We start from the raw sequence: 6,670 nt of genomic DNA on the forward strand, positions 1-6,670 counted from the left end.
GCTGGTGCCCAGATAGGCTTCGATTACTTTTTCGTTTTTCTGCACATCGGCCGGCGTGCCTTCGGCGATCTGCTTGCCATAGTCGAGCACCGTGACGCGGTCGCACAAGCCCATCACCAGCTTGACATCGTGCTCGATGAGCAAAATAGTGCGGTTGTCATTGCGGATTTTGTCGATCAACTCACGCAACAAAACCTTTTCGGTGGCGTTCATGCCGGCGGCGGGCTCGTCCAGGGCCAGCAGCTGCGGCTCGGTGGCCAGGGCCCGGGCAATCTCCAGGCGGCGCTGGTCCCCGTAGGAAAGGTTCTTCGACACGGTATCCGCAAAGCGTTCGATGCCCACGTAGCGCAGCAACTCGTAGGCCCGCTCGGTGATCAGGCGCTCCTCCTCCCGGGCATGGCGGGTCTGGAACAGGATGGAAAAGGGATTCGCCGTGGAGCGGATGTGGTGTCCGGCCATCACGTTCTCCAGGGCCGTCAGTTCCCGGAACAGGCGGATGTTCTGGAAGGTCCGGGCGATGCCGGCGGCCACCACCTCGTGGGGCTTGCCGGTGGGCAGTTCACTGCCATTGAAGACCAGCTCGCCCTCCTCGGGTACGTAGGCACCGGTCAGCACGTTGAAAAAGGTGGTCTTGCCTGCCCCGTTGGGGCCGATCAGGCCATACACCTCACCCTTGCGGATGGTCAGGGACACATCGGACAGGGCCGTGAGGCCACCGAAACGCTTGGTGATGTTGCGGGCGTCGAGGAGGGTGATCACTGGCCAGCCTCCTTCCCCACCACCAACTCGGGCCGGGAGTAGCGGCTCTGGGCGGGGATCATGCCCGCCGGACGGAGCAGCATCATCAGGATCATCGCCAGTGACAGGAGCAGCATCCGCAACACTTCCGGATCCAGCAGCACCTGTCCGAACAGGGTCTGCTGCACCGGTACGGCCACGTGCTCAGGATCTCGGGCAGCGCCGTGAGGACCAGCGCCCCGACGACCACTCCGGCCAGGTTGCCCATGCCCCCGAAGACCACCATGGTCAGCACCGCGATGGACTCCATCAGGGAAAAGCTCTCCGGCGACACAAACCCCTGGAAGGCCGCGAACAGTCCGCCGGCCACTCCGCCGAAGGTGGCCCCGAGCGCAAAGGCCAGCAGCTTCATGTTGCGTGTGTTGATGCCGATGGCCTTGGCTGCCAGTTCATCGTCGCGGATCGCCGCCCACGCCCGGCCAACCCGGGAAACCTGCAGACGCTGGACAAAGATGATCGACCCCACCACGCAGGCCAGAAAGAAATAGTAGTAAAGGAACAGGGAATTGACGCTGATCTCTTCGCCGATCTTCAGGGGACGGGAAATATCCCAGCCGAACAGCACCAGCGGGTCGATCATGTTGATGCCCTGGGGACCATTGGTGATATTCACCGGATGGTTGAGGTTGTTCATGAAGATCCGCACGATCTCGCCGAAGCCCAGGGTCACGATGGCCAGGTAATCCCCTCGCAGGCGCAGGGTGGGCAAGCCCAGGATGATGCCGGCCAGGGCCGCAAAGACCGCCCCCAGGGGCAGCACCAGCCAGAAGGGCAGGTGCAGGTCGAAATGGGGCGAGGCCAGGAAGGCGAAGGTGTAGGCCCCCACCGCGTAAAAGGCGATGTAGCCCAGGTCGAGCAGGCCGGCAAAACCCACCACCAGGTTGAGGCCGATGGCGAGCATCACATAGAGCAGCGCAAAATCCAGGATGCGCACCCAGCTCTTGCCAAACAGCATGGCGATGAGGGGCGCGGCGAGGGCCAGGGCAATGACCACCCAGCGGGCCGCCGCCGGGTTGCGCTTGCCCAGCCAGGGAATGGCGTTGGCGAGTTCGTTCATGATCCGCTTGTCCTCAGGCCCGGTCCGCCACCCGCTCGCCCAGCAGCCCGGTCGGCCGGAAGATGAGCACGATGCCGAGGATGAGGAAGGCGAAGATGTCCTGGTAGCTGGAATTGAGGAAACCGAAGCTCATGTCTTCGATGTAGCCGGCACCGATGGATTCGACCAGCCCCAGCACCAGACCACCCAGCACGGCGCCGCCCAGGTTGCCGATGCCCCCCAGCACCGCCGCCGTGAAGGCCTTGAGGCCGGGCATGAAACCCATCGCGTAGTGGGCAATGCCGTAATTGGACGAAAACATCACCCCCGCCACGGCGGCCAGCGCGGAACCGATGATGAAGGTGGCAGCAATGATCTTGTTGGTATCCACGCCCATCAAGCTGGCCACCTTGTGGTTCTCGGCCGTCGCTCGCATGGCACGCCCCAGGCGGGTCTTGTGGACCAGCAGCATCAGCGCCACCATCAACACCGCCGACACCACCAGAATGGTGACCTGAACCGGCGTGATGAACACCCCGGCCAGAGGCTCCATGGGCGCGGTGGACACCAGTTGGGGAAAGGTATGGTAATTCCGCCCCCAGATGATCATCGCAATGGTCTGGAGCAGGAAGGAGACGCCGATCGCGGTAATCAGGGGCGCCAGTCGCGGCGCGTTGCGCAAACGACGATAGGCCGTACGCTCAATGGTGAAGCCGAGAAGCATGCACACCACGACGGACACCGACAGCCCCGCCAGGAGTGTCGGGATCAGGCCCAGGTCCGGTGCGTAAATCTGGAGCAGGCGGATGGCTTCGAGGGCCACCAGAGCTCCTACCATCAGGATGTCTCCGTGGGCGAAGTTGATCAGCCCGAGGATGCCATAGACCATGGTGTAGCCGAGGGCGACGAGCGCATACACGCTGCCCACGACGAGGCCATTGACGGTTTGCTGGAGAAGGGTTTCCATGGGTACGACCGGAAAGGAGTGGATGAATGCAGGGACGGAAGTCACGAGGGGCGGATGCATCCGCCCCCGCGTGCTCCACACCCAAGCTTACTGGACAGGCTCCCACTTGCCGGCCTTGAACTGGTAGACGGTCACGGCACCGTCCTTGATGTCGCCCCTGGCGTCGAAGGCGACGGTACCGATCACGCCAGGGAAGCTCACCTTGGCGATCTGCGGCGCGTACTTGGCCGGCTCGGCGGAGTTGGCCGCCTTCATGGCCTCGATGATGGCCGAGGCCGCGTCGTAGGCGTAGGGCGCGTAGATCTGCACATCCGCATTGAAGCGCTTCTTGAAGCGCTCGTTGAAGTTCTTGCCACCAGGCATCTTCTCCAGGGGCAGGCCGGGCTGGGTACAGTAAGCACTGGAGGTGATCGCATCCCCGGCCAGCTTGATGATCTCGCCAGTACAACCGCCGTCACCGGTGATGAACTTGGCGCTGATCCCCAGCTGCTTGATCTGCTTGAGCATCGGGCCGGCCTGGGCATCCATGCCGCTATACACGATCACATCCGGCCTGGCGGCCTTGAGCTTGGTGAGGATTGCCGCAAAATCGGTCGCCTTGTCACTGGTGAACTCCCTGCTCACCACCGCCCCCCCACTGGCCTTGACCGCCTTGACCACCTCATCGGCCAGACCTTGTCCGTAGGCCGTACGGTCATCGATCACCGCTACCTTGCTGCCCAGGACGGTCGCCGCGTACTTGCCGATGGCGAGACCCTGCTGGACATCGTTGGCGATGGTCCGGAAGGTGGCCTTGAAGCCCTGCTGGGTCAGTTTTGGGTTGGTGGAGGCCGGAGACACCTGGGGAACACCTGCTTCGTTGTAGATCCGTGAGGCAGGAATGGAAGCACCGGAATTGAGGTGGCCGACCACCCCCTTCACGTTGCTGTCCACAAAACGCTGGGCGACGGTAGTCGCCGTTTTCGGGTCAGCCTGGTCGTCTTCGGCCATCACCTCGAACTTCACCTTCCGGCCACCGAGGGTGACACCCCTGGCGTTGTATTCCTCCACGGCCAGGCGAACCCCGTTTTCAATGTCCTTGCCCAGATGCGCCTGAGTGCCGGTCAGGGGCGCGGTCGCACCGATCCTGACAACTTCCTGGGCATGGGCGGCAGATGCACCAATTGCGAGCACGGCAACGGCAACAAGGCGGTGTTTCATGCGGTTTTCTCCTGTTCTGGTATGGGACTACGCATCAAAAGCAACTTCGGGGCCGACCGCTCAGGGCCGCGCTTCCCACCTGCCGTTGGCAAACTGGTAGAGGGTCACCCCTCCTTCCCGGCTGTCGCCGCTGGCATCGAAGGCAATCTTGCCGGTGACCCCCTTGAAGGCGATCTTCTGCATCTGGGACAGATACTTGGCAGGATCGGTGGAATTGGCCGCCTTCATGGCCTCGATCAGCGCCGTGGCAGCATCATAGCTGTAGGGGGCGTACAGCTGGACCGCCACACCGAAGCGTTTCTTGAAACGCTCGTTGAAATCCTTTCCACCCGGCATCCTGTCCATAGGAATACCCGCCTGGGTGCAGTAGACGTCGCTGCTCATGGCCGCTGCGGCAATCTTGATCATCTCGGCGGTACAGGCACCGTCCCCCCCCAGGAAGCGGGCGTTGATGCCCAGCTGCTTCATCTGCTTGAGCAGCGGCGCACCCTGGGCATCCATGCCTCCATAGAAGATCGCATCGGGCTGGACCGCCTTCAGCTTGGTGAGGATGGCTGCGAAGTCGGTGGCCTTGTCGTTGGTGAACTCCCGGCCCACCACCTTCACGCCAGCCTTCCGGAGGCTGTCCACGAGTGCATCGGCGAGTCCCTGCCCGTAGGCGGTCCGGTCGTCGATGACGGCGATGCGCTGGGCCTTGAGCCCCTCCAGCGCAAACTTCGCCATCGCGGCCCCCTGCTGATTGTCGTTGGCGATGACCCGGAAAACGGTCCGGAACTTCTGCTGGGTCAGCTTGGGACTGGTCGAGGACGGCGTCACTGCGGGAATTCCCGCCTGCTCATAGATCCGCGAGGCCGGAATCGAGGCCCCCGACGTCACATGGCCCACCACGCCCCCGACACCGGCGTCGGCCAGACGCTGGGCTACGGTGGTCGCCGTCCGGGGATCAGCCTGGTCATCCTCGGCCACGAGCTCGAATTTCAGCTTCTGCCCCCCGATGGACACACCACGGGCGTTGGCATCCTCCAGGGCCAGCTGGGCGCCATACTGCTCATCCTTGCCCACATGCGCAATCGGCCCGGTCAGGGGGCCGGCAAAACCGATCTTCACCACGGGGCTGGCCTGGACCACGCCACCTGCCGCCAGCATCACTACTGCCATGGCCGGAGCCAGAATCCTGTGCTTCATGAGTCGTCCTCCTGTCGGGTCTTCATGCCAGAATGAGGCGTCATGGAATCCGCCCATCATGAGCCGGATTTTAACCATCCCTGAACCGCTGCGCGGATCGGGTTTTAACATGGACTCAATGGAGAGCCCTTTCCATGCGCAGACTACTCACGCTTTTTCTTGGTGCCCTCGCCGCCCTTGGACTCGCCGCCTGCGACGCGGTGACCCTGAAGGAACTGAAACCCGGCGTCTCTACCGGCTACGATGTCCGCGACAAGCTCGGCACCCCTGGCATCGAATGGCGCAACGACGACGGCAGCGTCACCTGGGAGTACACCCGGCAGCCGGAGGGCACCGAGTGCTTCATGGCCACCATCGGCCCGGACAACATCCTGATCCGGATCGAGAATGCGCTGACGCCCGCCAACTACGCCCGGATCGAACCCGGCTGGACCAAGGACCAGGTTCGCCGCCTGCTCGGAAAGCCCCGTTCCGTTCAGGCATTCCCGCTCAAGCAAGAAGAGGTCTGGGACTGGCGCCAGCCTCCCGACGTAAACACGGAAATCTTCTTCAACGTACATTTTGATCAGGAGGGGCGGGTCACCCACACCAGCAAAAGTCAGGAAGTGCGCGGTTAAAGCTAAAGACTGGCGCCTTCCGGACGTTATGACAAGTTGAAGATATGTACCGGAGCTCGTCGTGCGTCAGAATCTGCCTGTCACCCAAAAGGAATACCCCCTCCAGGATGGGGCCGCCATCATCAGTCGCACGGACCAGAAAGGGCACATCACTTTCTGCAACGACGAATTCATCATCGCCAGCGGTTATGCCCGGAGCGAGGTGATCGGTGAACCCCACAACCTCCTGCGCCATCCCGACATGCCCCCGGAAGCCTACCGGGACATGTGGGCGACCCTTGAAGCCGGCCGCCCCTGGAGCGGCATCGTCAAGAACAGACGCAAGAATGGCGACCACTACTGGGTCAAGGCCACCGCCACCCCTCTGACCGACGGTTCCGGCTACATGTCGGTCCGCATCAAGGCTCCGCGCGAGGAAATCGCCGCAGCCGAAGCCTTGTATGCCCGGATGTGGCAGAACCCCTCCCTCCGCCTGGAGGAAGGTCAGCTCGCCCCGTCGGGGCCGATGGCCCTGCTTTCACGCCTGGGCGAGCGCATCAGTCTTTCTGCACGCATACGCCTGCTGGGCGCAGGTCTCGCTTTTGCCTGCGTGGGCCTGGGTGCCAGCGGCCTCTACAGTCTGGGGGAAGCACGGGACGCGCTGCAGCAGCTGGCCACCACCGACCCCCAGGCCAGGGAAGCCTTTCTCCAGGCAGACAGGCGCTACGAGGCCAAGCAAAGGATCTTGCTGATCCTGGCAGCCCTGGGCCTGCCCCTCACCGTCGTTGGCGTGGGCCTGACCACCCGCCGCCTCCATCAGGTCGCCCGGACCAGCTGCGAGCTGGCTGGCGAGATCGCCAATGGCAATCTTCTCCATCCCCTGCCGCC

General features: G+C 63.2%; 6 protein-coding genes and 1 pseudogene. 2 read left to right on the forward strand and 5 right to left on the reverse strand.

Annotated features, from left to right (window positions below; all coding sequences use genetic code 11):
- From PHD22_RS15800 to PHD22_RS15820, 5 genes and pseudogenes are all read right to left on the reverse strand, one after another.
- On the reverse strand, nucleotides 1–759 hold a 759-nt coding region (locus PHD22_RS15800; protein ID WP_299869025.1), incomplete at its 3' end, for an ABC transporter ATP-binding protein.
- A pseudogene (locus tag PHD22_RS15805) lies at nucleotides 756–1,855 on the reverse strand (ABC transporter ATP-binding protein). The pseudogene PHD22_RS15805 and the gene PHD22_RS15800, both read right to left, overlap by 4 nt.
- Before the next feature lie 13 nt (nucleotides 1,856–1,868).
- Nucleotides 1,869–2,801 (reverse strand): branched-chain amino acid ABC transporter permease, encoded by a 933-nt coding sequence (locus tag PHD22_RS15810; RefSeq protein WP_299869040.1) that lies wholly within the window; start codon nucleotides 2,799–2,801, stop codon nucleotides 1,869–1,871.
- Between the two features lie 87 nt (nucleotides 2,802–2,888).
- Nucleotides 2,889–4,001 (reverse strand): branched-chain amino acid ABC transporter substrate-binding protein, encoded by a 1,113-nt coding sequence (locus PHD22_RS15815; RefSeq protein ID WP_299869028.1) that lies wholly within the window; start codon nucleotides 3,999–4,001, stop codon nucleotides 2,889–2,891.
- A gap of 60 nt (nucleotides 4,002–4,061) precedes the next feature.
- Nucleotides 4,062–5,186 (reverse strand): branched-chain amino acid ABC transporter substrate-binding protein, encoded by a 1,125-nt coding sequence (locus PHD22_RS15820; RefSeq protein WP_299869031.1) that lies wholly within the window; start codon nucleotides 5,184–5,186, stop codon nucleotides 4,062–4,064.
- A 134-nt stretch (nucleotides 5,187–5,320) separates the two neighbouring features.
- Here PHD22_RS15820 and bamE point away from each other — a divergent pair, with 134 nt between their 5' ends.
- Nucleotides 5,321–5,803, forward strand: a complete 483-nt coding sequence (bamE, locus tag PHD22_RS15825; protein ID WP_299869034.1) for an outer membrane protein assembly factor BamE — start codon at nucleotides 5,321–5,323, stop codon at nucleotides 5,801–5,803.
- Between the two features lie 61 nt (nucleotides 5,804–5,864).
- Nucleotides 5,865–6,670 (forward strand): PAS domain-containing protein (locus PHD22_RS15830; protein WP_299869037.1); only part of this gene is annotated, 806 nt, incomplete at its 3' end.

It is taken from the genome of Zoogloea sp., assembly GCF_028693495.1.
In the GTDB taxonomy this organism is placed as follows: domain Bacteria; phylum Pseudomonadota; class Gammaproteobacteria; order Burkholderiales; family Rhodocyclaceae; genus Zoogloea.

Coding starts and splice junctions, on each gene's coding strand:
- bamE (WP_299869034.1), top strand. CDS start 5,321: ATGCGCAGACTACTCACGCTTTTTCTTGGTGCCCTCGCCGCCCTTGGA.
- PHD22_RS15815 (WP_299869028.1), bottom strand. CDS start 4,001: ATGAAACACCGCCTTGTTGCCGTTGCCGTGCTCGCAATTGGTGCATCT.
- PHD22_RS15820 (WP_299869031.1), bottom strand. CDS start 5,186: ATGAAGCACAGGATTCTGGCTCCGGCCATGGCAGTAGTGATGCTGGCG.
- PHD22_RS15810 (WP_299869040.1), bottom strand. CDS start 2,801: ATGGAAACCCTTCTCCAGCAAACCGTCAATGGCCTCGTCGTGGGCAGC.